The sequence below is a fragment of the Microvirga yunnanensis genome (genome assembly GCF_025460875.1).
The window spans coordinates 1-26,367 of record NZ_JAMXFI010000042.1 but is presented as its reverse complement, the minus strand read 5'-3'; the positions used below and the strand labels follow the sequence as shown (position 1 = coordinate 26,367).

At 55.3% G+C, this 26,367-nt stretch carries 21 protein-coding genes and 1 pseudogene; 11 read left to right on the top strand and 11 right to left on the bottom strand.

All coding sequences use genetic code 11. The features are described from left to right. Nucleotides 1–198: 198 nt before the first annotated feature. Nucleotides 199–855: a recombinase family protein gene (locus tag NF876_RS20475; protein WP_262270483.1), complete on the top strand. Its 657-nt coding sequence runs from the start codon at nt 199–201 to the stop codon at nt 853–855. 299 nt (nt 856–1,154) lie between these two features. Here NF876_RS20475 and NF876_RS20470 read toward each other — a convergent pair whose 3' ends face one another. Next, a complete protein-coding gene (locus NF876_RS20470) occupies nt 1,155–2,429 on the bottom strand; it encodes a radical SAM/SPASM domain-containing protein (protein ID WP_262270482.1) in 1,275 nt (424 codons plus the stop codon). Nucleotides 2,430–2,819: 390 nt separating this feature from the next. On the opposite strand from NF876_RS20470, the gene NF876_RS20465 reads away from it, so the two are divergent. Then, a complete protein-coding gene (locus NF876_RS20465) occupies nt 2,820–3,080 on the top strand; it encodes a recombinase family protein (RefSeq protein WP_262270481.1) in 261 nt (86 codons plus the stop codon). A 564-nt stretch (nt 3,081–3,644) separates the two neighbouring features. Here the strand turns inward: NF876_RS20465 and NF876_RS20460 are convergent. Beyond that, entirely contained in the window at nt 3,645–4,112 is a 468-nt protein-coding gene (locus NF876_RS20460; RefSeq protein ID WP_262270480.1) for a calcium-binding protein, read from the bottom strand. 2,095 nt (nt 4,113–6,207) lie between these two features. Between NF876_RS20460 and NF876_RS20455 the strand changes: the two genes are divergently transcribed. Both NF876_RS20455 and NF876_RS43190 read left to right on the top strand, forming a co-directional pair. After that, the gene (locus NF876_RS20455) at nt 6,208–7,500 is read left to right on the top strand and encodes a site-specific integrase (protein WP_262270479.1); all 1,293 of its coding nucleotides are present in this window, start codon (nt 6,208–6,210) and stop codon (nt 7,498–7,500) included. A gap of 148 nt (nt 7,501–7,648) precedes the next feature. Further along, entirely contained in the window at nt 7,649–8,671 is a 1,023-nt protein-coding gene (locus NF876_RS43190) for a calcium-binding protein (protein ID WP_315975059.1), read from the top strand. A gap of 316 nt (nt 8,672–8,987) precedes the next feature. Here NF876_RS43190 and NF876_RS20440 read toward each other — a convergent pair whose 3' ends face one another. The 3 genes from NF876_RS20440 to NF876_RS20430 all read right to left on the bottom strand — a co-directional run bounded on the left by NF876_RS20440 (nt 8,988) and on the right by NF876_RS20430 (nt 14,159). Next, nucleotides 8,988–11,981, bottom strand: a complete 2,994-nt coding sequence (locus tag NF876_RS20440; RefSeq protein ID WP_262270478.1) for a bifunctional diguanylate cyclase/phosphodiesterase — start codon at nt 11,979–11,981, stop codon at nt 8,988–8,990. Between the two features lie 399 nt (nt 11,982–12,380). Next, nucleotides 12,381–13,010 (bottom strand): 2-hydroxychromene-2-carboxylate isomerase, encoded by a 630-nt coding sequence (locus tag NF876_RS20435; protein WP_262270477.1) that lies wholly within the window; start codon nt 13,008–13,010, stop codon nt 12,381–12,383. 66 nt (nt 13,011–13,076) lie between these two features. Continuing rightward, nucleotides 13,077–14,159 (bottom strand): adenylate/guanylate cyclase domain-containing protein, encoded by a 1,083-nt coding sequence (locus NF876_RS20430; RefSeq protein WP_262270476.1) that lies wholly within the window; start codon nt 14,157–14,159, stop codon nt 13,077–13,079. On the opposite strand from NF876_RS20430, the gene NF876_RS20425 reads away from it, so the two are divergent. Further along, nucleotides 14,140–14,589, top strand: a complete 450-nt coding sequence (locus NF876_RS20425) for a hypothetical protein (RefSeq protein WP_262270475.1) — start codon at nt 14,140–14,142, stop codon at nt 14,587–14,589. The two genes, NF876_RS20430 and NF876_RS20425, sit on opposite strands and share 20 nt — an antisense overlap. Nucleotides 14,590–14,623: 34 nt before the next feature. Here the strand turns inward: NF876_RS20425 and NF876_RS20420 are convergent, their stop codons facing one another. From NF876_RS20420 to NF876_RS20410, 3 genes are all read right to left on the bottom strand, one after another. Then, on the bottom strand, nt 14,624–16,309 hold the full coding sequence (locus tag NF876_RS20420; RefSeq protein WP_262270474.1) for a sensor histidine kinase: 1,686 nt from the start codon (nt 16,307–16,309) through the stop codon (nt 14,624–14,626). Nucleotides 16,310–16,462: 153 nt separating this feature from the next. After that, nucleotides 16,463–16,915, bottom strand: a complete 453-nt coding sequence (locus NF876_RS20415) for a Fur family transcriptional regulator (protein WP_262270473.1) — start codon at nt 16,913–16,915, stop codon at nt 16,463–16,465. A 198-nt stretch (nt 16,916–17,113) separates the two neighbouring features. Continuing rightward, nucleotides 17,114–17,764 (bottom strand): HAD hydrolase-like protein, encoded by a 651-nt coding sequence (locus NF876_RS20410; protein WP_262270472.1) that lies wholly within the window; start codon nt 17,762–17,764, stop codon nt 17,114–17,116. Between the two features lie 297 nt (nt 17,765–18,061). Here NF876_RS20410 and NF876_RS20405 point away from each other — a divergent pair, with 297 nt between their 5' ends. After that, complete coding sequence (locus NF876_RS20405) at nt 18,062–18,268, top strand: GlsB/YeaQ/YmgE family stress response membrane protein (RefSeq protein WP_262270471.1); 207 nt, start codon at nt 18,062–18,064, stop codon at nt 18,266–18,268. Between the two features lie 191 nt (nt 18,269–18,459). Then, entirely contained in the window at nt 18,460–18,957 is a 498-nt protein-coding gene (locus tag NF876_RS20400) for a GNAT family N-acetyltransferase (protein ID WP_262270470.1), read from the top strand. On the opposite strand, the gene NF876_RS20395 is transcribed toward NF876_RS20400, so the two are convergent. Next, on the bottom strand, nt 18,942–19,151 hold the full coding sequence (locus NF876_RS20395) for a hypothetical protein (protein ID WP_262270469.1): 210 nt from the start codon (nt 19,149–19,151) through the stop codon (nt 18,942–18,944). The two genes, NF876_RS20400 and NF876_RS20395, sit on opposite strands and share 16 nt — an antisense overlap. 239 nt (nt 19,152–19,390) lie before the next feature. Between NF876_RS20395 and NF876_RS20390 the strand changes: the two genes are divergently transcribed. The 4 genes from NF876_RS20390 to NF876_RS20375 all read left to right on the top strand — a co-directional run bounded on the left by NF876_RS20390 (nt 19,391) and on the right by NF876_RS20375 (nt 24,992). After that, nucleotides 19,391–19,852: an IS1096 element passenger TnpR family protein gene (locus NF876_RS20390; protein WP_262270468.1), complete on the top strand. Its 462-nt coding sequence runs from the start codon at nt 19,391–19,393 to the stop codon at nt 19,850–19,852. A 151-nt stretch (nt 19,853–20,003) separates the two neighbouring features. Beyond that, nucleotides 20,004–21,542 (top strand): IS630 family transposase, encoded by a 1,539-nt coding sequence (locus NF876_RS20385; protein WP_262270467.1) that lies wholly within the window; start codon nt 20,004–20,006, stop codon nt 21,540–21,542. A 103-nt stretch (nt 21,543–21,645) separates the two neighbouring features. Next, nucleotides 21,646–24,477, top strand: coding sequence for an IS66 family transposase (gene tnpC, locus NF876_RS20380; protein ID WP_262270466.1), 2,832 nt, complete (start codon nt 21,646–21,648; stop codon nt 24,475–24,477). Then, nucleotides 24,474–24,992, top strand: coding sequence for a DUF6398 domain-containing protein (locus NF876_RS20375; RefSeq protein WP_262270465.1), 519 nt, complete (start codon nt 24,474–24,476; stop codon nt 24,990–24,992). Before tnpC ends, NF876_RS20375 begins: the two co-directional genes overlap by 4 nt. A 64-nt stretch (nt 24,993–25,056) precedes the next feature. On the opposite strand, the pseudogene NF876_RS20370 reads toward NF876_RS20375, so the two are convergent. Together NF876_RS20370 and NF876_RS20365 are read right to left on the bottom strand one after the other, a co-directional pair. After that, nucleotides 25,057–26,166, bottom strand: a pseudogene (locus NF876_RS20370) (pyridoxal phosphate-dependent decarboxylase family protein); the annotation flags it as partial. After that, nucleotides 26,167–26,367, bottom strand: a 201-nt coding sequence (locus NF876_RS20365) for a hypothetical protein (RefSeq protein WP_262270464.1), incomplete at its 5' end; no start/stop codon positions are given.

Sequence of the window (26,367 nt, the reverse complement as noted above, 5' to 3'; positions counted from 1 at the left end):
TTATAACTATTGGTAGGCGCTATTCTCCTTCCTCAATCATCGCTTAGGCTCGTGAGCTACCTCCCTCACCAACCAAGCCGCTCCTTAATGAAACTTTGCTTCACAAATTATCTTGGCTGAAGCCTTGAAGGACCCGTTGTGAAATCTGTAAACGTCCATATATTAAGTTCACAAGCGGCACACGAGGGGGAGAGATAGATGGCTGACGGAAACTTCGTTGCTTATTACCGGACCTCTACTCGCTCTCAGGACTTGGGCATTGAGGCACAGAAGGCCGCTGTCATCTCGTGGCTCAACGGAGGCAATCACTCTGTCATCGGCGAGTTCGAGGAGCAGGAGAGCGGCAAGAACGACGAGCGCAAGCAGCTTCAGGCTGCAATCGCTCTCTGTAAGAAGCGTAAGGCCACTCTCGTCATCGCCAAGATGGACCGGCTTTCGCGTGACCTCGCGTTCATTGCGAACCTCATGAAAAGCGGTGTTGAGTTCGTGGCTTGCGACAATCCCCATGCCAACAAGCTCACCATCCATATCCTTGCCGCCGTGGCCGAGCATGAGAGGGATATGATTGCCAAGAGGACCTCTGAGGCCCTTCAGGCTCTCAAGCGTTCTGGTAAGCGCCTCGGCTCTCCTGAGATTGAGAAGGCACAAGCCAGGAGCCGGGAGGTAAGGAGCGCAAAGGCTGACCAGTTTGCCGCGAACGTCATACCAATAGTTGAAAAACTCAAGGCCCAAGGATTCACCTCGCTGAGGGCTATTGCCTCGGAGCTGAATGAGCGGCACATCAAAACCTCTCGCGGTGGCGATTGGTCAGCCAAGCAGGTGCAGCTTGTGTTAAAGCGTGGGTATTGCGCCTAAAAAATATATGGAGGCTACTTACGCGATGTGATCTCTGTCTAACCTTTGGCTGGTGCTGTGACAGGAGCACCTAAGGCTCCGCTACAGCAGTTTCCCATCGCCTCACCTTGGTCGAATTTCGCTGCACCAAAAGCTGGAGCTAGAACACGGATGCCATCGGGCACGTTCCCATCTTGCATAGACCGCAGCACACGATCAACTGCTTCCGGAGATAGAGCGCCACTGCAACAATTGCCCATAGGGGCTGCATGCCGCGCCTCGATGCCTTGTTCAGGTGTATCAGCCATGGGTGTCTTCCTCTAATCAAGTGTTAAGCGCACTAATTCGCCGAGAACCACACCTTCGGGATTGCACTTTACCTTCCCGACCTCATCAAGATATGCACAACCTCCCATGCAAATTGGTAAAAAGCGACAGTCCCGACAGTGGGGGTCATCCCACGGCTGGCGCTCATGCACAAACCGGCGGCGCTCCGTCTCAGACGCGATGGTTCCGTCTTCACTTAGGGTCGCCAGCGCCTTATCCGTTCCCGTGGTGCAATGATAAAGGTTTCCATCGGTGCCGAACAATACGGATGACGGTTTGTCAAAGGCACAGTTGACATCTATCGGTTGAATGTGCGGCGTCGGGTAGCCAAATCGCTTCATCACTTTCAGGCACTCGATAAGGACATTTCCAAACTCTTTCAGCGACTTAAAGTAGAGTGAAGTGCTACTTGATGATCCGCCGTGATCCTTCATCTCATTTAAGTACAGGTGGATATTGTGTGGACCGAGGCCGCGATCTCGAAAGTCTGTAAGGAGTTCAGCCAATCCTGCTGCATTCATTGGACTGACATTCACCCTGACGAAAGTAGTGAAACCGCGATCAACTGACCTTCTAAGTGCATCTAATACGAGATCGTAAGTCCCCCGTCCGTCCTTCCGGATGCGCAGTTGATTATGGTCTTCCTTGCGACCATCTAGTGTAAACTGAATCTGTTCAACACCTAATGACGCAAGCATAGTCGCAGCATCATCATTGAATAATGCACCGTTTGTAGTGATACCAGCATAATAAGGCTTATTTAGCTTATTACAAAGGCTAAGTAGGCGCTTTGAAGTACTTTCAATCCGCTTCATCATAAGAAGCGGCTCTCCACCAAACCAGTGAACTTTCAAAGATCCGTACTCTGGCAGATTCTGCTCGATGAAGCTAACGGTCTTATCGATAGATTCCTCGCTTAAGCTAGCCTTACCATGCTCTTGATAACAATAAGTGCATCTAAAATTACAAGCATTCGTCAGAGAATACGTGACGTATAGAGTTTCTTTAGAATATCTTCCTGTTATGTGGCGTTTCTTTATCTGTTCAAGTTCATCAACATCTTCCTCAATCAATATACCTTGCGATATACAGAAATCTCGAAGCTCTGCGTCTTCAGTCCCATTCGGATCAGAAAGGATGTGCTGAAGATCAGCTATTCGTGCCGAGGAGAAGCTGTACGTTCCTCCAGTAAATGTATTCATAGCCACATGACTTTGCCCGTTAGGATCTGGGTAAAGCAGAAAGTATCGTGATGGCTTCAGGGCCATAGAAACCCCCGATGCTGACAGGGCTATCAAGTAAGAATATTAGAAAAAGAACATAAAGGCAATGATCGAAGGCAACATGCTTGATGAGTGCTACATGATCTCGCTGTAATTGTGCGCGGCATAGTCCACGATCCGGGTCCAGCGTTTGGACTAAGGCTGGCTAGAAATTTCAAGCTTTGGTCGGGGCGACAGGCTGGCCGCATCACCCGATTTCGTCAGCGCAACCAAAGTCCTATTCCTTATGAAGTCATGAACTCGTTCCCCCTGATCGTATCGACGCCGGCCGGCCAACTTTTCGTGGAGATCTGCAAGGCCGCGTGCAGCGCGCGTCAGTCAGTGATACTCCTTGAGAGATAAACATGCGCGGGGTGTGATATGGGACGAGTATAGATGCCTCGTGCGCCTGCGGCGTGTAGCCCTGAGATTGAGAAGGCACAGGCTAAGAGCCTAGAAGTGAGAACGGCAAAGGCTGGTCAGTTCGCAGCCAACATCCTCCCCATCATTGAGAAGATCAAAGCCGGTGGAGCCACGACCCTGAGGGCTATTGCCTCTGAGTTGAATGAGAGGAACGTCAAGACCTCTCGTGGTGGGGAATGGTCGGCCAAGCAGGCACAGCTTGTCTTGGAGCGTGGGGCTAATGTCCAAGGATGAGGGCTAGGCCCTACCTACCCTACATGGTGCACAGGTAGACCACGCGAGTTGCGAGAGCATAGAGGTCCTGTGAGCCGGGGCTTCTCGTGGTTCTGGTGAGGAGCTTGAGTCGTTTACGGGTCCCTCGTTGGCGGTTGAGCGTTCTTAGCCCCCCATACCCGTAGTTCCAAAATCCCGGTAAACCCTCGACGTTGTTGTTTAGCTCTGCCGTGCAGGGTCATGATTTTTGAGAGCGGGTCCCATCCACGGCTCATAGGATTCCGCAAGCCCTTAGGCTTCGTCTTAGGGTATCCTCTTTGGGTCCCGTCTTAGGTTCACCTTGGGTCCGATCAGAGAGCGGGTCCCATCCAGCGAAGAGAAGTTGCCGGCCCCCAACACAAAGTACCAGTTGTTCGGGTACTCCATGCGTCTATATGGATGCTGCTGGTTATTCTAAGCTGACGCATTATTCTAAGCTGACGCATCGAGAACATGAAAGGCCCCGAGATCATTGGGGCCTTTCTTCGGGTGACTTGCGTATGCCGTCCTGCGCCGGAGCAAATACCGGGAGGCATTATGCTTCTGTCAGATGAGGACATTTCCCCAATCATACTGCGCTGCCGATTGGATTGTGAGATGGTCCCTCAACTCGGATGGTTCGGTAAACAGGAACTCAATTGTGTCATTATACCCATCAAGCAAAACAAGCGTGCTGCTGCCTAAATCGATATATTGCGGCGTTACCCCATAGAGGACCCAAGTATCTCCCTCCTGTGGCCTGTAATCCGCAACGGTGTCGTTTCCGTTGCCGAGAGTAAAATGGAAGGAGTCAGCACCGTCATCGCCTTTGAGGTAATCATCTCCGTTATCTCCATAGATTTTATCAGCGCCGAACCCACCAGAGATGAAATCGTTACCTCGCCCTCCATGAACTGTGTCATTGCCGGAATTGGCTATTACTTTGTCATTCCCGGCCCCGGCTCTAATCAAATCAGAGCCATTTGTTCCTTGAAGGTTGTAATCACTGCTATTTGTCCCGTTAATAGTAGCCATAGTAAGCTCCTATGGTTTCATAGCATTTGAGGTCAACACTTCATTTTAAACTCAATAAGCGAAGCGAGCCAGCACAAAAAGTCGAAATGTTCGCTCAAAACTAGTAGTAAAAATTGATTACTTATTGAATGAAATCATAATAATACATGTAATTTCCTGAGAGTTATGGCCGTTAGGATCAATCTCATTCATTCGGCTACTTAGATCCCACCCCTACAAACACCCGCCATCATCTTCCCTGAGAGCCTATCGCCTGTGGCCGTCGTGGTGTGTTGCGTCACCAAGAGCCGATTACCGCCTTTCCTATAGATCGTGTAGACCCACAGGGCTTCTTGGAGGGTGCTGGCGATAGTTACGATGGCACCATCGGTAAGACGCATCCCCTGTTGTGAGAACTGCGCACCCCCGGCTCCTCGGGAGTTCTGCATAATCATCTCAACCGCAGGGTTCTCATCGGACCAACGGAAGGTCCACGTCGCACCCCTCACTTGGTCGTTGTCTAGCTCTACCTGAGAGCCTGTGTCGTCCAAGCGCACCCCACTGATATTCTCACAGACCGCAGTGTAGGTCCTGCTAAGGGCCGGAGAGCATAAGCTCATACAAGCCGCGACAGCCCACAATCCCACTTTCATACCCATAGCTTCCCCAAGCCCTGATGGTTCTAAGGGAGGAAGCTTAAGCGCATGATGATTCCCGCCTACAGGGCAGGTGCGGGGTTATCCCCAAGAAGGCATTGTGATCCCGGCGCTTTCCATAAGGATGATTGTCTAGGAATCTGTGCAGAACACAGGAACGTAGTCCAGAATTGTCGGGAACCCAACAGACAGCTTGAGCTTGGCTGCGTAGGTGAACAGTACCGGCATCACGGTTTGCCCCATGTACGACACGGGCCGGCACCTCCAGCGCTCCCTTGAGGCCAAGGGGCGCTTTCTTTTTGCCGATACACCGGCACAACATCTCGGCCCTTTCGAAACCGACCCGGAGACGGCGAAGCTTGGCTCGGGAAAATTCGCGGAACGGATTCTCAGAGGAGTCTCTGTGGCTTAGCTAGTTTTCCACATTCTTAACACTCTCCACACTATATATAGTTGGAACCGTGACCCGCGACGCAAGTTCTTGACGTAAAGGGGGTCCGAAATTTAATTTCGTTATTGCTCGGGCCAGCGCAGAACGGAGGCGATTCGGAGGCCCCTTAGAACAAGGTATAAAGAGCGCACAGGGGCTCACCAGAGACCTCAAGTTTCCCCAACGCTGCGGCTGCTCCCAACAAGCGAGCTTCAGCAGTCGCTGAAGGATAGTCGGCATGAGCCACTATCAATCCGTAGGGGAAATCCCATGAGACCTCCCAAGAGCCCTCTAGCCTGCCCGATCCACATGCCTGTCAGTGTCACCGACTACGTGCGCTACAGGTTGGGAAAATGGGAGCATGTGCGCTCTCACTGCCGGGGAATGCCTAAGCGTTAGCCTAAGCACCCCCCGTAGTGCGCAGTCTGGTTGAGGACAAAAGGTTGGACGCCTTCCTCACCCGGACATCAGAAGGGGGCGAGAAATCGTCCCCTTTTTCTCTGCTCTGAGTAGAGCAAAAGTAATTGAACAACCCGTTAAACACTCAGCGAATGTACGGTTCCCGCGTACTTTGGCTTATCAACCGAATGTTGACAAGCGGGCAACAGTAACGCGACCTAACGCAAATCAGGCCCGTAGCAGGGGGGGGTTAAATTTCCGTCCCGGCGCAGACGCTTAAGAGATAAATTGGTGTTCAGACGCTGTGGACAAGGACGCTTAGGTGGATCGAAGGTATGCGTTCCAAGCAAACATAGGTCCTAGTCAACCAGCCCTAGTCCCACATTCGCTCACATCAGCTTGCCAGCAGCGTTACGCTTCTTCCGTTGTGCTTGACCGGTGGACAAAAACGGGGGACAACGAGTTACCGGCAGATCAAAAAAGCCAGCAATTTCAATGCTAGCATAGGTGGGGCGACAAGTCCTCTCCTGGGCACCATCCTTTCCTGATGGTCCAACGCCTTTCTAATCAACGATTTCCCTAATCCTTCAACGCTCTTGCAGGTCCCTAGTCTCACACAGGGGTCTCACACATGGCGTTCACAATGGCTCGTCCGTGGAAGGACACGAAGACGGGCAAACTCCACCTTCGACAGCGTACCCCGAGCGATATGAGGAGCCTCAAGGGCACCTTTGTTACCCTCCCGCTTGGTAGGCATCTCAAAACGGTCAAGATCGGTGAAATGGTCCAGATGTCCCTCCATACGAGGGACGCCTCCGAGGCCAAGCGGCTACACTCCGTTGCTGACGCGGCCCTGAGGCGGTTCTGGGAGGCACACCGGACCGGAACCGAGATCAGCGTCTATCCCGACCTTAACTCAATTCCACCCTGGATTAATCAGCGAGCAGCCGCGATGGTCTCCCCTGCACCTTTGGCTGAGGGGGGCCTTCTCACAGTCAATGCCCTACTTGAGAGATGGCTCGCCTATCACTTCGATAAGAAGGCTAAGAACACGCTGAAGCGGTACAAAGCCAGCTTGAGGTCGCTTGCTGCGTTCGCCAAGGAGGCTGACGTCCGATCTCTTTCTGGGGATGATCTCCACGCTTGGGCGGAGCATAGGCGCGATAAGGAAGGCGTTAGCCCCAGAGCCGTGAATAAGAACGACCTTGTTGCAGCAAGTTCGATGTTCAAGTGGGCAATGGACAGGGCTGCGGGGAGGGTGCTTATCAGCAATCCTGCCGCAGGGGTTCGCTTGGATGAACCCAAGATGGTGGTGAGACGAGAGCGGACCTTCAGGCCCATTGAGATGAGAGCAATCCTGAGAGCTGCCCTGGATGTGAAGCCTCATCCCAAGGACCTTTCAATCTCCAACGCTGCTCGTTGGTGTCCTTGGTTGGCTGCTTACTCTGGGGCTCGGATCGGGGAGCTTTGCCATCTTCGCGGGGCAGACATTTGGATAGAGGAGGGCACCCCTGTCATGCACCTCTGGAGGACGAAGGCTGGCATTCCCCGAAAAGTACCCGTCCACGCTCACCTGATCGAGCAGGGCTTCTTAGAGTTCGTGAGATCCAATGGCAGCGGCCCGCTGTTCTACAATCAGGAACGGCATCGAAAGGGAGCGCAAACTGACCCTGCCGAAATCCGAGCACAGCAACTCGCCATATGGGTGCGTGAGGCAGCCGGATTGAAGGACAGAGACGTGGACCCGCAGCATGGGTGGAGGCACTCTTGGAAGACCATTGCTCTAGGAGCCGGAATCGAGGAGCGTATTCGGGACGCTATTACAGGTCACAAGGTTGCGTCCGTGGGTAGGAAATATGAGGCACCTCCTGTAACAATGTTGGCTAAGGCTATGGAGAGGTTCCCGCGATATCAACTTGCTTAAAGGTTCAAGACTGCAATGCTCTTAGGGACTGCGGCGGAGGGCACTTGCTTCGATGCCGGAGCAGTTGAGAACTTAGGACAAGTCTGTGAGACTGCAAGCGTAGCCTTAAGTACGCCCAAGAGCCTCCATGCTGGTCCGATCCCCCCTCATGATCTTCAATCCCGATGGCTCAGCCTCGACGGGGGAGTTCGTCGTGGCAGAAGCATGGTACGGATACGTATCCGCAACAGTGCTGGCGAATGGGCAGATCGTTGTCTCGTGGAGAGAAGACGAGATCCCCGACAGTAGCTCGCCAGCACTCTATACTATGGACAACTTTTTCCGGATCATCGATCCTAACCGGGCACCCACAGATATCGCCCTCGCTGGTAGCACGATTGTTGAGAACAGCCAGCCGGGATCAATCATTGGCAGTCTCTCGACAAGTGATCCGGATGTGAATGAGGCGCACACCTATGTGTTGCTCGAAAATGCAGGCGGACGCTTCACCCTCTCCGGCAGCCAGCTTGTGGTAGCCAATGGCACACTGCTCGACTACGAGCAGGCTGCCATCCATCAGGTGACTGTGCGGGTGACGGACCACAGTGGAGCCACCTTCGACAAGAGCTTCACGATTTCTGTGGCCGATGTGTCGAACGAGACAAGTACCGGCTCTACGGGAGCCGACCGACTTGTGGGCGGCGTGGGCAATGACAATTTGTCGGGTGGGCTCGGCAACGACAGCCTGACTGGTGGCTCTGGGAACGACAAGCTCTCGGGCGGGTCCGGCAATGATACTCTGAGCGGCGGCACCGGGAGCGATACACTGTATGGCGGGGCAGGCAATGACGTGCTCACGGGCGGCTCAGGCAAGGACGCCTTTGTCTTCGACACCAAACTCAACAAGTATAGCAACCGCGACACAATCACGGACTTCCGCGTGATCGATGACACCATCCGTCTCGATAACGCCGTCTTCACGAAAGTGGGGGCCAACGGCACCCTCAAGTTCGGGGCTTTTTACGCCAACCTGACTGGCAAGGCGCATGACCGGGATGATCGGATCATCTATGAGAAGGATACAGGCAAGCTGTTCTATGATGCAGATGGCACTGGATCGAAGGCGGGGGTCCATTTCGCCACCATCGGTAAGAAGCTAAGCCTGACCAACAAGGACTTCTACATCATTTGACCCAGAAGCCCCGGAGCAATCCGGGGCTTTTCTTTATCGGCTGGTTGTGCAGAAGGGCAGCCGGGTAGCTCCGCAGATTGCCGACACCCGTGGTCTTACGACAAGACAGCGCCGAGTTTCTCACCAGACGGTTCGAAAGAGGTTGGAGTCAGGACGTTCGACCAACTGCCGAGAGACTTTCTGATTCTCTCAGATCAGCCTGGATTCCGATCCGTCTCAAACCGTTTTATCTCGAACAACGAGAGATCGAGTTTGCCGCTGCCTTGTGGGGTACGATCCGAAAAATGATTTAACCACGTGCCAGCGCGTGTCCTTGTTATTTCTCGACAAGAAACAGCCGCTTTGCTGAAGTCTGCTGTGGGAACCAGCCAGACAGAAATCCCGGCACATCTGCGCCAGCCATCGGACTGGCATAGAGATACCCCTGAGCGCTGCCACAGCCCATCTCCCGCAGTCGCTGCGCCTGTCCGGTGGTCTCAACGCCTTCAGCCGTGACCTTCAGGTTCAAGCTCCTGCCGAGGCCCACGACCGCCGTAACGATGGCCTCGTCGTCCGGGTCCTCCTCGATGTCTCGTACAAAACTCCGGTCGATCTTGATGTGATCAACCTGGAATTGCTTCAGGTGAGTCAAAGAGGCATAGCCCGTCCCGAAATCATCGAGAGCAATCTGGACCCCTCGCGCACGGAACCTGTCCAGAGCGTCGGAAACTGCATGGGATTGTGCATCGAGCAGCACCTTCTCGGTGATCTCAATCTCAAGGTGCTTGGGAGGGACCTTCGCAAGATCAAGAATGCGAAGGATGTCCTCGGCTAAACCCGGTTTGATGAACTCCACCTGAGACAGGTTGATCGCCACATGGCCGAAGCTCAGGCCAGTATTGAGCCAGCGACGCATCTCCGAGGTCACTTTTCCAATCAGGCGCTTGCCGACTGTGGTGGCAAGCTCTGGATCGTCAAAAGCATCGGCGAAGTTGCCGGGCGTGAGAAGTCCTCTGGTCGGATGCTGCCAGCGAGCAAGGGCCTCGAAGCCAACGATCTCTCCCGTCGCAAGGCAGACCTTGGGCTGGTAGAAGGGCTGGATCTGATCGAGAGAGATCGCTTCCCGCATCTCTCGTCGGAGAGCGACCCGTTGCTCGGTCGCGGCTCGCATTTCGGGCGAGTAGGTCACAACGCGATTTCGACCTTCGGCCTTGGCCCGGTACAGAGCCATGTCCGCATCCTTCATCAACTCGGCAGCTTCCGAATGGTGGTCCGGGAAGGTCGCGACCCCGATGCTTGCACGGCTGGCAATCATCTGGCCTGCGTAGGGCACAGGTTGGCTCAGCTTCTTGGCGAGACCTTCGGCCAGCGTGGCGGCATGCTCCAGGCCAGTTGAGCCCGCCAGCAGAACGACGAACTCATCCCCGCCGAATCTTGCGACAGTGTCACACTCTCTCGCTATCGAGGACAGTCGCGCGGCTGTTTCTTTGAGCAGCGCGTCACCCGCATCATGTCCGAACGAGTCGTTGACATCCTTGAACTCATCCAGGTCGATCACCAGCAGGCTGATGCTGGTTCCATGTTGCTTGGCCTTTGCAAGAGCCTGATCAAGCCGCTTCTGGAACAGCATGCGGTTCGGCAGACCTGTCAGCGCATCATGGTTCGCCGACCGCCAGAGTTCACATTCGGCGGCTTTGCGGTCATGAATATCGGAGAGACCTCCCACCCACTCCCGGATCGAACCGTCCGGATTTCTGATGGGGACGGCTCTGCTCAGCATCCAGCGGTACTCACCGCACTTGTGCCGCACACGACACTCGGCCTTGTAGGCGGTTCCCGATGCGACTGCTTCGAGCCATGCTCGCGTGATGCGATCTGTATCGTCGGGATGAAGCGTATCGATGCTGCCTAGCCCGGCAGCCTCGCGATCACTCTGTCCGGTGATATCCTCCCATCCTCTTGTCTCAGTAATCAACCCGTCTGGTGTGGCGACCCAAAGCACAACGGAACTGGCCTGAAGGAGGGCGCGATGCCGCTCCTCCTGCTGACGGATATGCTCCGCAGCATACTTCTGCTCATGAATGTCCTTAATGGTCCCAACCCACTCCTGGACAGCACCATGCTCATCGAGCATCGGCACTCCCTTGGCGAGAACCCACCGAAACTCGCCATCTGGGTGCCCGACCCGGAACTCGGCCACCACAGATTGGCGGCAGGCCAAGGCTTCCTGCCAGGAAGCCATGACCCGTTGCCGATCAGCCGGGTGAACTGCCTTTAACCAGCCATTGCCATGACCCTCACCAGGGGCTTGACCACTGAGAGCTTGCCAATCTTGAGAGTTACTGATCAGAGAACCATCAGACTCCGCACGCCAGACCAGCGCAGTGCTTGCCTCAATGAGGGTGCGATAGCGCTTCTCGCTTTTCGCAAGAGCCTCCTCGGCTTGTTTCCACTCATGAATGTCAGTGTTGGTCCCGTACCATCGCCGAACCCGCTCTTGAGGATCATAGGAGGGTGTCGCACGAGACAGAATCCAGCGGTATTCACCAGAGTGGTGGCGCTGGCGATAGCGACACTCATACGGCACGCCTGTTTGGAGGGAGTGCTGCCAGAGCGCTGTGATTTGTTCCCGATCCTCGGGATGAATGAGACTGGTCCAATGGTTTCTCTCGGCGAAACCGGGCTCGGCTCCCGTGAACTCGTACCACCGCGTATTTTTGTGATCGATGCGTCTGTCCGGGCACGCCGACCAGATCATCTGCGGCAGCGCATCGGTGAGCGTAATCAATTCCCTTTGGTGTTCCTCAAGGACCCTGTTGGCCTGTCTGAACTTGAGTTGGCTCATGACCGCATTGGCAAGGGCGGGAAGCGCCTCCCTCTGTGCGGGAGTGAGCCCCGCAGGACGGGCTTTGGTATCAAAAACGCAGAGCGTGCCGAGAGGCAGGCCCTCTTCGGTGATCAGGGGAGCCCCGGCATAGAAGCGGAGGTGTGGCTCACCTGTGACCAGTGGATTACTGGAAAACCGTGGGTCCTTCGTCGCATCCGGAACAACAAACAGGTCCGACTGAAGGATTGCCTGAGCACAGATGGCGATCTCACGTGGGGTTTCTCGAACACCATTCAGGCCGATCTCACACTTGAACCACTGCCGCTGCTCGTCGATCAGGGAGATCAGGGCTACTGGAGCATCACAGACGTGCGCGGCCACCTTGGTGAGACTATCGAACGTAGTCTCTGGCTCGGTATCGAGAACCTTGAAGCTGCGAAGAGCCGCCAGCCGGTCCGCCTCAGCCCAGAGGGGAACGCTGCTCTCGGTACCACAAATTGACATGGAGATCTGCCCAATAGAACATTATTTCTTTTGATCTGGGCAGGATTATACTTCGAAGGGCATGCTGAGGCGAAGTGCGGAAGTGTCTCAGTTGCCGAAATTCGTTAATGCCTCGTCCGGGAGCAAACCGTCTCTTACCGATGGAGCCCCCACTCAATTCCTCGGGAAGGATGATCTGGCCGAGACGGGCAGGGTGCCTGCCGAAACTTGGCCGCTTGCTGGCCGACCACGGCCTTGCGAACCGTTTGATGGTCACCCACATCGAAGATGTAGGAGATCGGTCATGCTGAAGCGTTTGTCCGCCCTTGTCCTGCCCACGATGATCACGTGGGGCGTTATCCTATCCATCAGCGTCGTGTCTGCTGGCCCGGCACTGGCGAGCAAGATCATCGGAAACGGCTAAGCTTGAGGCTGACCCGACCCGCTGGCGTCAATCAGAGCGGGGTGTGCCCCCTTCGCCCATGCCAACGCCTCTTCCAGGCGATCATCGCCCCAGAAGATTTCCTGCCCGACAACGAATGTCGGAGAGCCAAAGACCCCAAACTGGCGTGCAGCATCCGTTTCTTGGTCGTATTGTGCCCGCGTCTCAGGGGAGTTGGCGAGGCTGATAACCTCGTCAGGATCTTTTTCATGTGCCCTGATGATCGCCCGCAAGCTCTCATCGGCTCCGAGAGCCTGCCCTTCAAACCATTTTTCGAAGCTCGCCAGGGTGTATTCTCGTCCCCAGCCGTGATTGAAAGCGACAATCCCCACCCTGTTCGCCAACTGGTCTGGATCAGTCGGCCAGATCGGGGGCTTCTCGAACGGAATGCCGTGCAGCCGGGCGCGTCTTTCAACGTCACGGAAGATATAGGTCATCTTGGTTGGCTGAGTTCGTAGGGAGTATCCCTTCTCAGTCATGAGATCTCGGACACTGAAAGGTCTCCACTGAACCTCGACCCCAGCCTCTGCTGCCAATTTGTCGATCCACATGACCGAGAGGTAGGCGTAGCAGCTTCCAAAAAAGTAGAAGAAGTCCATCTGGGGCATTTCGCCTCCTGGTCTGCGGCAAGTGCACCTTCTTTGCCGCGCCACGAGAGCGGCGCAGCAGCGATTTTACTCCGGCAGACCAGCTTTCGCTAAACCTCCAATGTAGAGGTCCATCATCCATTGGTGTCGAAACTTGCTCGTCCGTGAGAGCGAGAGGCTTGAACTCGGCTGCGCCTTCAGCAGATCCGCTATGATCTCACGAGCGTCTTCGATTCGGTCAAGATGGGCCAGGGCGGCTGCGAGATAGCGGCGGGTTACATTGTGCGATGGGGCTTCACTCAGCACCTGCCGCCCCAGCCGTACGGTCTCCTCGAACTCACGCGCAAAGAAATAAGCCGTCGCCAGGGCACTCCGGGTTATTGATGTCCGAGGGTCAACAGGGCTCAGGCGCTGGGCAACCAAAAGCTGCTCGATGCCTTTTTGGCTTTCCCCACCATAGATATAAACCCATGCGGCAGGTGAGCGGACTTGAATGGAGTTTGGGTGGATCTGGAGAGCGCGGTCGGCGAGGTCGAGCGCTTGGTCAAAATCACCCGCAAAGACTGAGTACGCCCACGCACCAGTTGCCAGCGCCACCGCATTCGAGGGATCAGCAGCAATGGCCCTGCGAGCATACTCGCAGGTCAGCCGGTGACCTTCCTTTTGGTCCGCAATCCATCCGTTGAGTGTGCGCCGACCCGTGCAGTCGGCCAGTGCGGCGAGCGCGTCACTATAACTTGGGTCCTTCTCGACCGCTGCCTTGAGGAGAGATTCTGCCTCACGAAAGCCAGCTTCACTGTAAGTATATAACGGCGGGAGTGCCCGCAGATAAAGGTCGTAGGCATCCAGACTACTCGTGGGCTTCGTCTGGGAGCGTTCAATTTCTGCGAAGCGCAAGCTCGGCTCGATGGCACCGACAACACTTTCAGTTATTCGGTCCTGCAACTCGAAGAGATCGGAGAGGTCTCCGTCGAACCTGTCGGCCCAGACGTGCCGTCCCGTTCCGGCCTCGATCAACTGCCCCGTGATCCGCACGCGATTGCCTGCACGTCGAATGGAGCCTTCAAGAACGTAGCGAACACCGAGTTCCCGTCCGACCTGCCTGATATCAACGGCTTTCCCCTTGTAGGTGAAGGACGAATTCCTCGCGATGACAAAGATCCACCGCACTCGCGACAAAGCCTTCGTGGCACAGGACCCAAAACCCGAATTGCGCCCACTGGGTTCGGCTGCATGGTATCTCAAACTGATATGGAACCACCCCATGACCGAAGTTCACCAGCAGATCGAGGATCTCGAAGCTGAGATCAACTCCTTGTCGGACGCCGCCGAGCAGTGCCGGAAGGGTATGGTCGTGGCGAAAGTGGCCGTTGGGGGAGGCATCGTGTTGTTCGCGGCGTCTCTTCTCGGGCTCATCCGGCCCGATGCAATCGTTCTCGTCGTTGGGATTGCTGCCGGGCTCGCCGGAATAGCGTTCTACGGATCGAGCCGAGGCTCCTTGGAACGACTCACTGGGGACATCAGGGCACTTGAAGCGCGTCGAGCCGAGATGATCGACGCAATTGATCTGACAGCCGTAGGTGGGGTGAAAACGGTTTGACGAGACGAGAGCCGACACTTCCACCCGCTCAGGATCACAGTGGCTCCGAGACAACCTGAGTTTCGATCCGATCTTCAATGTCCAATGGGATCGTGAACACCGCCTGAAGTCCATCTTCATTGTAGGTCATATCAGCCATCCCCTGAAGCTCCCCAACAATCGTCTGGTTAATCAAACGGGAGCCAAAGCCCTTACGTGTTGGCGGAACAATGCGGTCCTGGCATCGCTCCCGCCAATCCAACCTCAAAATGCCGTCCGCTACAGACCACCCGATCCTGATACTTCCCCCTTCAGACCGAAGGGCTCCGTACTTGCTGGCATTCGTTGCCATCTCGTGGATGGCCATCCCGAGCCCGATGGCCACTTTGCTCGTCAGGGCGACAGCAGGGCCGCTGATCGACAGGCGTGATCCGACCCGGAACGGCTCCAATTCCTTCGTGAGCAGGTCCCGCAACTCGACACCAGACCATGCTGATGCAGTGAGCAAATCGTGGGTCGCCGAGAGGGCAAGCAGGCGAGCAGAAAAGGCTTGTTCAAAGGCAGCCATGTCCTGCGAGTTCCTGATCGTCATCCGGCTGATGGCCTGGACGGTGGCGAGGGTGTTCTTCACCCTATGGTTCAGTTCCTGGATGAGGGTTGTCTGCTGGTCTTGCCGGTTGCGCAGGATCTGCGCTGTGCTCCGCATGATCTCGGCAACGTTGTTCACCTCATCCAGGGATGTGCGGGGAAAATCGATTACCTTCACGTCGCGCATGGCGGCAGCTTTGACTTGCAAGACATTGATCGCCTCGGTGATCCGCCGCCCCAAGAGAGACGCAAGGGCCAGAGCCATCAGCAGCGACATAACAAGAAGCGTCAGACCAATAGCGATGATGTTTTGGCGTGGTGCTTCATAGATTTCAGGCAGGGCCGATACACCGATCAACCAGCCGGTGCTCTCCATGCGATGATACGCGCCAACAACTTTTGTTCCCTCCAAGGTGTAGACATCCTTCCAGAGACCGCCTTGGCCGGGCGGCACGTCCTTACTGATCTCCCATCCTCGTTGCGCCATCGGTTTGCCGACCCATTGATCATGCGTCATGGACCGGGCGAGAATTTTCCCGTTCCGATCATTGATCGCGGCGATCCACCCTTGCGGCGCGTTCTCCAGAAGCTTCCTGAAGTAAGTGGCTGGAACTCCTATGGTCAGCGCAAACCTGACTTCGCCTGTGACGGCGGGCACCCGAACGGGGACCGAAAGCGTGACCGCCCACTGCTTGGTGACCGGTGCCCAGATCAGATCGGATGTATAGGGACGCCCCTCGGTGAAGATCACTGGGTCTCCGCGCCCAACAAAGGCGGGCAGGCGTGCTCCGCGTGGTGTTCTGGTGTTGATCAGTTGCTGGCCGTTTCGGTCCCGAACCGTGAACCATACGTCTGGTGGAAGGGTTGTCTGCTCAAGCCGAGACCGGAAGTCATCCATGTTGCCTTCAAGCAGGTTCGGACTGGTGGCCAGTACGTCCAGGGTGGCTTGGAAGGATGCGAGGCGGTTATCTATCTGTGAGGTGATGGATTGCGCCTGCTGCTCGGCCAAGCGGTCAATACGCTGCCCCTCCTGACGCACGTAAGCCCATCCAATGAAGCCACTCACGAGCAGGATTGGAAGGGTGAGGGCCAGGGCATACAGAAAAAGGTGCCCAGTGATCGAGCGGACTCGCCGAATGGAAAACCGGCTCATCGATAGTCCACGCCATGTTCTCCGTGGGCGAAGGTCCAATCTTGATTGAGTAACATGGACCGGTCAGACGATGATAGAGCTATCTCTCCCACATTGGACCCAGAAGTGGTCTCCACATCTGAGCCCAATCTCCAGCCGAATACATAGTCAGCTTTAGCGGGCGAGTTCGCCTTCCACTTCGACGAAGGGAAGTGCGGACTTGAAGCCAGCCTGTTCGGCAGCCTTCCGAATGGCCTCAGCCACGTCTGCGGAGTGGACCTCGACTGTCTCGCCTGTCTTCGAATCCACAAACATGATCTTCGTAGCGTTCCCTTCCGGCTCGCCATGAGAGACCACATACGAGTTCTTCGTAGCGAGCCGATGGACGAGCCCCGCATCGCGGAGGAAGTCGAGGGCGCGATAGATTGTAACGGGGGCTAAGCGCTTCCGGTCGCTGCTGAGGCGATCAACGAGATCATAGGCTCCCACAGGGTCTCCACTCTGGACGAGTTCGCGGTAGACGCGCTCTCGGATCGGCGTCAGACGTAGATTCTTCTCGCGGCACAGATCTTGCGCACGACGGAGGAGATCTTCACCTGCCTGCTTCTTGGTGGTTTGGGCGCTCATCAGTCTTGCTCCTGTTATTACGCAACAGGTATGAGCATAGGCAGAAAACTGCCCTTCGACAACGTGCTATCATTGCTCGGCACGCAGCCCTTTGTGTATAATGGTTTAGTTCCAAACAAACGAGCCAAGCGCTATTACTCGATGCGCCCTCATGGAGTGGAGCGGAGCCAACGCATCATTTCGTCCAGCGGGTTTTCGTCAGATGGGAAGTAAATCCCGAACAATGCCGGCCAGATCATATGGAGTCGGGCATAGGCTGGTTGCTCCAGCCTGCATGAGTTCTGCCTCATCGCCATAGCCCCACAGGGTTCCCACAGCAGGGATGGCGTGTCGCCCTGCGGCCAACATGTCATTGGCGCGATCACCGACCATAATCGTTCGACGCGGCTCGATCTGCTCGACGCCGATGATGTGCTCGATCAGCAGGCCCTTGTCATCGAACTTGCCTTCGAGGTCTGCCCCATAGACGCGCTCGAATAGATCGGTGAGACCGAAGTGCTCAATGATCTTCTCGGCAGAGCCCACGGGCTTGGCCGTACAGACGAACAGGCGAGCCGGAAGGGCATAAAGAGCCGTAAGTGCCTCGTGCATGCCTTCGTAGACAGTGCCACCAAGCAGCCCGTTCGCCCAGTAGTGTTCACGATAGAGGCTAACCGCTTCCTCCACGTCCTGGTCGGGTCCAATTAGTTTCGGGAACGACCGTCGCAAAGGTGGACCGACGACCCAGGTTAGGTCGTCAGCCGGTGGGCATTCTGCACCCAAGCACTCTAATGTGTGCTGATACGATTCGATGATCCCCGGTGCCGAGTCGTAAATAGTGCCATCAAGGTCAATCAGAATCGCAAACACGGTAGCTCCTGTGTCAAACGCGGGGATACATGGTTTCTAAGCGAGCGTGGAAAGCTCATCCAATGAGACCTTCTCAACTCCGTTTCGGGATTCCTGTCCAGCCTGGATGATTGGTGGACTGCCAACCATATTGGAGGCATGCCAAGGAAGCCAAGAAACGGGCCGAACCGCTCGCAGACGAAACGAAAACCAGCATCGCCGTCCGGGTTCCGATCGCCCGTTCGCGTCGGCATTGATCGCGAGGCGCTGGCGGCATTGGATAAGCGTGCTATCGCTGCCCAGGTTGGGATCGGGGTTATGGCAGGGTGGCTGGCAAGCTGGCTCGTCGGTGGTTCCGGCCTTCTCCAGTATGTCGTCACTGGCCTCGCAGGATCACTCATTGGTGGATTCCTCCTGGAACGCCTGGGCATTGATCTGGGTATTCGTAATCAGACGGCGAGCCGCATTGTCACCGCAACTTTAGGGGCGGTAATTGTCGTCCTCTTGGCCCGTCTTATTGGCTGACGGGAAGGGCTCCCATCGATTGTATTGGCTTACCGGAGAGCCTATTGCTGGACGCTTATTGTAAGTCGCCACTAATATGGATTGTGGACCTCTGCCTCTCAGCAGGAGTATAGGAGGTCACAATCCTCAAACCGTTTGAACCGTCCGGATTAGGCTGATCAGCCCATCTCCCAATCATACCCGATTCCATGATGATCGATCTTCGCCCGGCTCGTCCGGCTGACTATGCTTTCGCTTTCGCCCTCTACCTTGAGACCATCAAGCCCTATGCCAGTGCCTGGACTATTTGGGTCGATGAGGAACAGGAGATTTTATTTTCAGACCTTTGGCGTCCGGACCATACCAGAGTCATCGTCGTTGATGGCAAGGATGTCGGATGGGTGGAGATCCGGCAGACCGGGGACGAGATCTTCCTGAAGCAGCTTTATGTCGCCCCAGCGTATCAAGGGCGAGGGATTGGCACGCATGTTGTCCAGCGACTGCTGGACGACTGGGCCGAAACCGCGGCGTCGATGGCCCTGTTTGTGCTCAAAAACAACCCAGCCGTTCGGTTCTACAAAAGACATGGCTTCAAAGTCGTAAGGCAGACCCACACCACGTTCGTGATGCGTCGCGCGATCACCGAAGAACCATGCACCTTGCTGCCTGAACGAAGGAAAGGTTCGGTGCTGAGCTACGCCGCCTCCTGATCGTCCACTTGCTTGCTGGATGAGCGTCCGCGACTGAGATCGTTCAAATCGTTTTCCAGGATCTCCCGTAGCCGGATCAGGGCGTCGCGGTGCCTTGTTTCGACTTCTGCCAAACGGATCTTCTCATCGATCAGTCTCAGCATAGCCAGCATGTCAGCTTCAGGCATGATCCAGCCGCGCGTTTCGTGACGCATGATTGAACCTCCAGGTGTGTACCGCAGCCACGTAGTGATCGAAGCTTGACCATTCAAGATGCCGCCAGTCACTCCCGCAGCTTGGTCGTGTGGCCCGCAAGGTACCCATCCTAAAGATGGTTAGAAGCGCTGGGTGGACTATGTTCGAGCGAAAATCGTTTGAAACTGGGACAGGCGTGCCAGGATCGATGAGGGGAGGGCCTCATATCATGGGTGTGGTGGCGAAGGAGGAGATCTGAATGACCGAAGCTGATACCCATATCGTCCGGGTCACTCTCCAGGGCGAGCCGACCATCTACCGGGAAATCGAGGTTGGAAGCCGTAAAACTCTCAGCAATCTGGCTGAAGCCATCGTGCATGCCTTCGGCTTCGAGTTCGATCATGCCTTCGGCTTCTACTCAAAGCTCACGGGCCAGGACGTAATGCGCTCCCAGCCAAAGTACGAATTGTTCGCCGACATGGGTGAGAGGACAGAGGCCAAGAGCGTGAGGAAGACCCGCGTGGCCGACGCCTTCCCCGACGTGGGCCACAAGATGCTGTTCATGTTCGACTACGGCGACGATTGGCGGTTCGTCGTCGAGGTCATCGGCCTGGGCCAGAAGATCGCGAAGGCCCGTTACCCAAAGGTGCTCAAGAAAGTTGGCAAAGCTCCGGAGCAGTATGGCGACTGGGATGATGAGGACGAGGGGGACGAACTCTGAGGCGTGTGGGCTGGCGCAGGATCTCTCAAGGAATTCCCAAAATCGTTTGAAGAGGGTCGGGGGCCAAGCCGCTCGGTGAACTGGGGAAAAGGTCGAAGGACGGTCGAAAGGAAACCCGGTTCACGTGCGGTTGTCTGCGAGGAGAGCTTCGATGGCAGGCAAGCACATCAACAGGTCCCAGGTAGATCTCTATCTTGCTTCAAGAGAGCAGATGACGCAGGTAAAGGCGGCAGCACTTGCACATATCAGTGTATCATCTGCACGTCGTATCGATAATGGGTCCTGGCACCCTTCTCCACCAAAAGGAGACCGAAGGAAGAAGTGGCTCCCGTTGTGGCATAACGTTTGTGTGCCCTACATGGTCGCCAATCCGCACACTGCGGCCCATGAGTTGGTTCAATTTGTCGCCTCGCTGAACGAGTATGAGACAACACCCGCCTTGAGGCGAGCACTTCAAAGGAGGGTTAAGAAGTGGAAGGGGATGAACAATATCGCCACTGTTTCGCTTGAACGAACATTCCACATCCTGAGAGCCGCTCATCAAGGGGTTCTGATAGTTTCCGAATTGTCGGACGTGGCAAAGAGCCATAGGTCCATTAATGAGATACTTTCCGTCTGCAAATCAGGTCGTTTAACGGGGCGCAACAAAGCTCTTTTGGCGCTCGCATTGCTTCAAGCCCTTCCTCTTAGCCACGTTCAGAAGTACATCCAGGTTAGCATTAAGACGCTTTATCGATGGAAAGGTCTGTTCGTCGCCGCAGGCTTTAGTACATTGATCGCACCAAGGCAGCGACGCAATCTCATGGTCAACAGGAGCGATCTTAAGGACACTATTTTTAAGGTTCTCCATGAACCGCCCGTTCTGCATGGGTTTCCAAGGACAAACTGGCGGGCTGTCGATCTGAAGCAAGCATTACAGACCCAAGGGTTGAGGACTTCTCTCTGGACCATCCGCCGCATCATACGGGCCGCAAAATACCAATGGCGAAAAGCTAAAATCGTTCTGACAAGCTCTGACCCAGATTACCGCGAGAAAGTTGATTACATCAAAGGAGTCCTCAAGGTCCTTTCGGACGAGGAAAGGTTCTTTTTCGTTGATGAATTCGGCCCGTTCCGAATTAGATCCATGTCGGGAAAGCAGCTTTGCAAGCAGGGAGAGATTCCGTCAGTGCCGCAGTGGCAGAAGGGGCGAGGAACCCTAATCATAATTGGCGCTCTTGAGATTAGCTCAAACCAGATCTCCCATTTTTACTCAGAGAAGAAGAATACTGCCGAGATGATAAAGATGGTCGAGCATTTGCGCCGTGAGTACAAGGAGGCGAAGAAGCTGTATATTTCGTGGGACGCAGCCTCGTGGCACATATCCAAGAAGCTTTCAGATCGTATTGAGTTTCTCAATGGATGGACCTTCTACCATAGCGCTCCGCTTATTGAGCTTGCGCCACTCCCATCGAGGGCACAATTGTTGAATGTGATCGAGGCCGTCTTCAGTGGGATGTCCCGCGCCGTGATCCATAACAGCAACTTCGAGAATGTTGAGGAAGCTAAAGGTCTAATCGACCGCTATTTCGCGGATCGCAATCATCGCTTCAAGGCAGATCCTCAGCGTGCGGGAAGGAAAATTTGGGGTCGTGAGCCGTGCTTGGCTGTATTCAAAGAGGAAAACAACTGTAAAGACCCTCGATATTAGGCGGCGAGGCCACGCAATAGATAGTTGGAACGTGGGACGGCGACGTAGCGCTCCAATCCTATAACGCTCAAAAACCAGCGTCGCTGAGTGTATGATTGGGTGCATGGGTCCGCATGCGCCGATTACCGATACTGTGTTCGCGGCATCTCTCCGTTGCGAGACGAAGGCATTCCTGCTGCTCGACGGAACTGTGCCTACTGATCCTGAAATCCAAAACTGGCAACAACGTATCGCGAATTCGTACAAGGTCAGCGCCTTGAAACGGCATTGCACCAGTGTTCCTAAGAACGAGACTTGCGTTGGCATGCCTTCGCTCCGGGTATTTCGGGAGCGACATTACGGATTGATTCTCGACCCTGAGATCTCGTCCCCAGAGGTTCAGATCCAAGCTCACGCGTTGGAGCGAATACCTGCCAGTCGCAGCGGGCCGGATACCGTATACCGTCCAGTTCGGTTCCTCCCGAACGAGAAACTGGTGCCCTTAGATAAGCTTCTCGTCGCACTGGATGCCCTCGCTCTGTCTCGACTGACGGGTAGGATGCCGCCCACAGCCAGAATCGTTCACGGCTCAGGCCATCGGTCTACGGTGGTTCAGTTGCCAAAGTTGGTCAAACAGGTTCGTTCACTCGTCAATACGGTAAGGTCACAATACGCATCAGGAACACCACCCTCACTGGCCCTCAACAAACATTGCCCAGAATGCGCATTTCGGTCCCGCTGTCGTCAGATCGCCATCGAGAAAGATGATCTGAGCCTGCTGACCACATTGAGTGAGAAGGAGCGGAAAAAGCTTATCCGCAAGGGCATCACGACCGTCGCCCAATTCTCATGTACGTACCGGCCCAGGCGGCGATCAGCACGGAATAGGGCGACGACGATAAAGCACGAGCCCGCACTGAAGGCATTAGCGATCCAGGCCAATCGCATCCATGTCGTGGATGCTCCGATCTTCGGCATGCCATCCGGCGGGGTTTACCTGGATGTGGAGGGAGTGCCGGACCGAGAGTTCTACTATCTCGCTGGAATGAGGTACCTGCGTGACGACACGGACGTTCACCTTGCGTTTTGGGCGGACGATCCATCGGGCGAGCGGGAAATGTGGGTGTCTCTCTTACATGCTCTCGCACAAATTCCTGATGTCCGCCTCGTGCATTACGGGAGCTATGAAACACAATTCCTCAAGCGGATGAAGGAGCGATACTGTGAGAGTTCGGAAGACAATGAACTCGTAGATCGGCTGATTGCCACATCGACAAATTTGCTGAGTCTGACCTACGCCCACATCTACTTCCCAACCTACTCGAACGGTTTGAAAGAAATCGCCAATTACCTTGGATTTCATTGGTCAGAAGCTCACGCTTCCGGTGTCCAAGCGCTAATGTGGCGATCTGAATGGGAAGCCTCGCGAGAACCGAAGCTTAAGCAAAAGCTGCTGACCTACAATTCTGAAGACTGCGCCGCCGCGCAAAGGGTGGCCGAAGCAATCTACGGCATCTGCTCAGAGCAAACTATTGCAGCATCTCAGTCGAACAGCACGAACGTCAGCTTGATGCAGGATGATCACCTGCGAAAATTTGGCAAGCTCAGTTATGCACTTCCTGAGTTCAAGAGCATCAATGAGGCCGCATATTGGAATTACCAGCGGACCAAAGTTTACGCACGTTCAAACAAGCGCCTTAGTCGAGCATCAAGAACCCAACCTCAGCGGGGAAAAGCAAATGCCATTATTGATAAGACAATTCAGGTCGAAGCGGCGCGACCAGAGCGCTGCCCTCGCTGCAATTCGAAGCGGCTATACATCAACGGACATTATGGCTCCACTGTACAAGACCTGCACTTTTCACGCACAGGAGTCAAACGCTGGACCGTTCGTTACAAGTTCCTCCGATATCAGTGCTGGACATGTAAGAGAGGTTACAATGAGCTTCCACGCCAAGAGAGCTTCGGCAAGAGTCTGAAAGCCTATGCGCTTTACCAGATGATTGAACTTCACGTTCCACAACACGCCGTTGCCCGAAATCTCAACACGCTCTTTGGATTCCAGTTTTCGGCGAAAACGATCAATGCCATCAAAGCCAGTTCAGCAACCCAGTATCAGGAAACATATGAGCGTATCCTTCAGCGGATCGTTGCAGGAAAGCTGGTTCACGCCGATGAGACTCAGGCAATAGTCAAAGGAGCATCCCAGTATGTCTGGGTATTCACAAGCCTTGAGGAAGTTGCCTACATTTACAGCGACACGCGGGAGGCTCATACATTACAGAGAGTACTTCACGACTTTGACGGCGTTCTCGTTTCCGATTTTTATACTGCGTACGACTCCATTGACTGCCTGCATCAGAAATGTCTCATCCATCGCTTGAGAGACATCAATGAGGATGTATTCAAGCATCCATTCAATGATGAGATGGTAGAGGTCGCTCACGCTTTTGCCGCTTTGATCAGGCCAATAGTGGAAACCATTGATCAGTTTGGATTAAAGGCCCGACACTTACGCAAGCACAAGACAGCAGTTGAGCGGTTCTATCGAGTACTCGCAAAGCGGAACTATCACACCGAAGTTGCAGGCAGTTACAAAAAGCGGTTTGAGAAGAACCGAGGCAAACTGTTCACGTTCTTGGATTATGATCACGTACCCTGGAACAATAATAATGCAGAGCATGCCATCAAGGCATTCGTGCGACTCCGCAATGTAATTGGTGGGATGAGCACACCCAAGGGCATGCGCGATTATCTCGTGCTATTGAGCATTTGCGAGACGTGTAAATACAAAGGTATCGGCTTCCTGGACTTCTTGCGGTCTGCGGAGATGGATGTTGATACCTTTGCTGCCCATACTGGTAGAGCGAGACGTACAACCAGGACGCCCAACGCTAAAGCCAGAGGAGGTGGCGATCAGGAGGCGGCGCACAGTGTTAGTAATGGTTTGATATGACGAAATTCACCCATTCCCGGTCGGTGCCCAAGAGTATGCAGGCCCTCTACGAGACCATCACGGGCCTGACGGATGCCTTCTGCCGAGAGCACCTGAACGACGAGTACCTTGAACTGGCGCGGGATATGGCGGCTGCTCTGTGCCGAAAGCGACCAAGCCCAGTCGTCTCAGGACAGCCCCGCACCTGGGCCTGCGGCATCGTCTATGCTCTTGGCCAGACGAACTTCCTCTCAGACAGATCCTTCAAACCGTTTATGACCATGGCTGATGTCTGTGCTGGGTTCGGGGTCGGCCAGAGCACGGCCAGTGCGAAAGCGCAGACCATTTCACGGGCGCTGAAAATCAGTCCGCTCAATCCGGAATGGTCGTTGCCGAGCCTGATAGAGAGGAATCCACTGGTCTGGATGGCCGAAGTCAATGGCTACCTCGTAGATCTCCGTGAGATGCCGCGCGAGGTCCAAGAGATCGCCTTCGAGAAGGGCATGATCCCGTATATACCTGCTGATCGGGATTGAAGGCAGTTGACGCGGGGTAGCAGTTACACGCCCCTCCCTGCATCTTTAGGAATGAGGGAAGCCCTCAAACGATTTTATGAACCCCGTGTTCTTCCTGTACAGCACGCCACGCCCGGCAAACCGCGTCGATAGTACGGTCTGCATCCGCTTCGGTGGTTAGACCTGAGGTCACCGATACACGCATAATCCAATGACCGCGCCAAAGGGCTCCACCCATGAAGCAGGTGCCGTCCGCCTGGATGTACCGGATCGTCTCACGCGTCAGGTCGTCCCCGACTTCCGGCAGTTCATCTGCTCCGAAACGGACGATGACCTGATTGAGCACAACCTCGTTCAGCACCCGCAGCCCCGGTTCAGCGGCAAGGCCATCAGCAATACGCCGGGCAAGCTGGCAGTGGCGTTCCACCATGGCTGAAATGCCGTCGCGCCCCAGATGCTTGATCATCGCCCAGGTGGCAAACCCGCGTGCTCGCCGTGACAGTTCTGGGACAAAATGGGTGGGGTCGCGCTCCCCCTCGGACACGGGCGGCAGGTAACTGGCTGCGATGGTCATGGCCCTGCGGTGAGCCTCTGCATCGCGCACGATGGCGTACCCGCAATCGTAGGGTGTTTGAAGCCATTTGTGACCATCCGTAGCCCAAGAGTCTGCATCTTCGGCAGATGCCGTGAGAGAGGCTCTCTCAGGGCAGGCGCGAGCCCAGAGCCCAAACGCTCCGTCCACATGCACCCAAGCTCCATGGGCTTGGGCAGCGGGGATCAGATCCGCGAGAGGATCGCAGGCTCCGGTGTTGATCTGCCCGGCTTGCATGATCGCTATCACTGGACCGGAGCAGCCTGCGAGAGCCTCACCAAAGGCAGAGGACACCATCCGTCCGGCCTCATCGGTCTTTACTCGGGTCACACGCTCGTAGCCCAAGCCCAGAAATTGCAGGGCCGAGAACACCGTTGCGTGGGCGTCTTCGCCGATCACGACGTGAATGGGCGGGGCACCGAACAATCCTTTGGCCTCAACATCCCAACCGACCCGCCTCAGAACCTCGCCACGTGCGGCGGCAAGGCAAACAAAGTTCGCAACGGTTGCCCCGGTCACAAACCCAACCGAAGCCTGTCGTGGAAGGTGGAGTAGATCCAGCAGCCAGCGGGCGGCAATGGCTTCTGCCGCTGATGCGGGAGGCTAAGGCGCGGCGATCAGGGTGGAAGTTGAGCGGCGATCAGAATGAGAGGTGACGGTGCGATCCGTACGGATCGCACCGTCTGGCCGTCGCGGCCGACCGGGTAAGGAACAGGCTTCTTCACGACCAAATGAGGAATCCACCCTTTGCCCGGCCGCCACATCACCGACTGCCAGATGAGACTCTACATGAAGTTCCGTCAC

Bases quoted from the DNA above. Each gene is read 5' to 3' on its own strand.
- NF876_RS20465 (WP_262270481.1), top strand. From the start codon at position 2,820: ATGCCTCGTGCGCCTGCGGCGTGTAGCCCTGAGATTGAGAAGGCACAG.
- NF876_RS20475 (WP_262270483.1), top strand. From the start codon at position 199: ATGGCTGACGGAAACTTCGTTGCTTATTACCGGACCTCTACTCGCTCT.
- NF876_RS20460 (WP_262270480.1), bottom strand. From the start codon at position 4,112: ATGGCTACTATTAACGGGACAAATAGCAGTGATTACAACCTTCAAGGA.
- NF876_RS20420 (WP_262270474.1), bottom strand. From the start codon at position 16,309: ATGAGCCGGTTTTCCATTCGGCGAGTCCGCTCGATCACTGGGCACCTT.
- NF876_RS20415 (WP_262270473.1), bottom strand. From the start codon at position 16,915: ATGAGCGCCCAAACCACCAAGAAGCAGGCAGGTGAAGATCTCCTCCGT.
- NF876_RS20400 (WP_262270470.1), top strand. From the start codon at position 18,460: ATGATCGATCTTCGCCCGGCTCGTCCGGCTGACTATGCTTTCGCTTTC.
- NF876_RS20405 (WP_262270471.1), top strand. From the start codon at position 18,062: ATGGCAGGGTGGCTGGCAAGCTGGCTCGTCGGTGGTTCCGGCCTTCTC.
- tnpC (WP_262270466.1), top strand. From the start codon at position 21,646: ATGGGTCCGCATGCGCCGATTACCGATACTGTGTTCGCGGCATCTCTC.
- NF876_RS20390 (WP_262270468.1), top strand. From the start codon at position 19,391: ATGACCGAAGCTGATACCCATATCGTCCGGGTCACTCTCCAGGGCGAG.
- NF876_RS20375 (WP_262270465.1), top strand. From the start codon at position 24,474: ATGACGAAATTCACCCATTCCCGGTCGGTGCCCAAGAGTATGCAGGCC.
- NF876_RS20470 (WP_262270482.1), bottom strand. From the start codon at position 2,429: ATGGCCCTGAAGCCATCACGATACTTTCTGCTTTACCCAGATCCTAAC.
- NF876_RS20440 (WP_262270478.1), bottom strand. From the start codon at position 11,981: ATGTCAATTTGTGGTACCGAGAGCAGCGTTCCCCTCTGGGCTGAGGCG.
- NF876_RS20425 (WP_262270475.1), top strand. From the start codon at position 14,140: ATGACAAAGATCCACCGCACTCGCGACAAAGCCTTCGTGGCACAGGAC.
- NF876_RS20435 (WP_262270477.1), bottom strand. From the start codon at position 13,010: ATGCCCCAGATGGACTTCTTCTACTTTTTTGGAAGCTGCTACGCCTAC.
- NF876_RS20385 (WP_262270467.1), top strand. From the start codon at position 20,004: ATGGCAGGCAAGCACATCAACAGGTCCCAGGTAGATCTCTATCTTGCT.
- NF876_RS20455 (WP_262270479.1), top strand. From the start codon at position 6,208: ATGGCGTTCACAATGGCTCGTCCGTGGAAGGACACGAAGACGGGCAAA.
- NF876_RS43190 (WP_315975059.1), top strand. From the start codon at position 7,649: ATGATCTTCAATCCCGATGGCTCAGCCTCGACGGGGGAGTTCGTCGTG.
- NF876_RS20395 (WP_262270469.1), bottom strand. From the start codon at position 19,151: ATGCGTCACGAAACGCGCGGCTGGATCATGCCTGAAGCTGACATGCTG.